The sequence below is a fragment of the Rhodococcus sp. CX genome (assembly GCF_015865005.1).
In the GTDB taxonomy this organism is placed as follows: domain Bacteria; phylum Actinomycetota; class Actinomycetes; order Mycobacteriales; family Mycobacteriaceae; genus Rhodococcus.
In genome coordinates, this window is the sequence record NZ_JADZGH010000099.1 from 68,792 (window position 1) to 70,061 (window position 1,270).

Consider the following 1,270-nt stretch of genomic DNA (forward strand, 5'->3'; position numbering starts at 1 on the left):
GCAGACCCTTCCGGGCGGTGTCGCGGACGATCTGCTGGGCGACGACCAGCGACGTCTTCGGACCTCTCGACATGGTGGTCACGGAACCCTCCTCAGCCTCTGATTCCCCGGTCTGGCTCGACGCGGAGGTCCACCTCGACGAAGCCGGCAGGCTCGCCGTACTCCGCACCGGGTGGGACGTCGACCTTATCCGTTACGGAGAGTGCACAGAGTCATTGTGCCCCTCTTCGGCACCCTATTGTGCACATTCATGCTCACGATTTGTGTGATGCTCGTTATTCTGCAGGCGGGAACTGCGGGGTCCTCTTCTCCAGGAACGCTCGAGCTCCCTCGATCATGTCGTCGCTGCCGATGGCCTGCACCAGCATGCCGAGGCCGTTGCTGAAGGAATCGCGGGCCGAGTTCCACCACAGGTTGGAGTTGACCTTGGTGATCTCGAGGTAGCGGGGGCTGAGGAGTTCGAACTCCCGGCACAGCGACCGGACGTGGTCCTCGAGCATGTCGTCGTCGACCACCTCGTTGACGAGGCCCATCTCGTAGGCGCGTTCGGCCGGGTAGCGACGGCACAGCATCGACAGTTCCTTCGCCCGCTTCTCTCCGATCTGCACGCCCATCACGTTCGTGGCGCCCGTGACGGGAGAGCTGCCGACCCGAGGACCGGTCTGGCCGAATGTCGCCGACCGCGCAGCGACGGCGAGATCGCACGCGACCACGAGTTCGTTGCCGCCCCCTGCGGCTGCACCGTTGACGGCGGCGACGACCGGGCGGGGGCACGAGCGGATCGCGTCGAACAGCGCCAGGGAGGATCGGTAGAGATGGCGGAGTTCGGTGACGGTCGGTTCGCTCAACTGACCGAGGGAACCACCTGCACAGAAACTTCCGCCCGACCCGGTGATGACGATGGAGCGGTACCGGTTGGCATCGTGAAGTGCCTCGACGATCGTCGAGCACATCTCGGGGTCGAAGGCGTTTCGCCGCTCGGGTCGATTGAGGCGTATCCACAGGCTCGAATCGATGGATTCGATCACGACGCTCGTGGTGGTGGCGGGTGTGCTCATCGCAGATCCTTCGTTCGATGTCGCCCGTGCATCGGGCCTGGAAGGTGAAGCCTGTCCGGGACGTCGTCCTTCGGGTGGACGACGTACCTTCACGTTATAATGGTTAGCATCATTTTATCCATCAGGGAACGGCAGTGCGCGATTCGACGGCGGATGTCCGCGACGGCCGTCGGTCCGGGAAGGGGGCGTGATGCTCACGGGTCGGGCGCCGA

The 1,270-nt window shown here is 64.3% G+C and carries 1 protein-coding gene; it reads right to left on the reverse strand.

The genetic code is table 11. The features are described from left to right. Nucleotides 1-275 precede the first annotated feature (275 nt). A complete protein-coding gene (locus I0Q12_RS10760) occupies nt 276-1,058 on the reverse strand; it encodes an enoyl-CoA hydratase/isomerase family protein (RefSeq protein WP_197251911.1) in 783 nt (260 codons plus the stop codon). Nucleotides 1,059-1,270 lie beyond the last annotated feature (212 nt).

Coding starts and splice junctions, on each gene's coding strand:
- I0Q12_RS10760 (WP_197251911.1), bottom strand. CDS start 1,058: ATGAGCACACCCGCCACCACCACGAGCGTCGTGATCGAATCCATCGAT.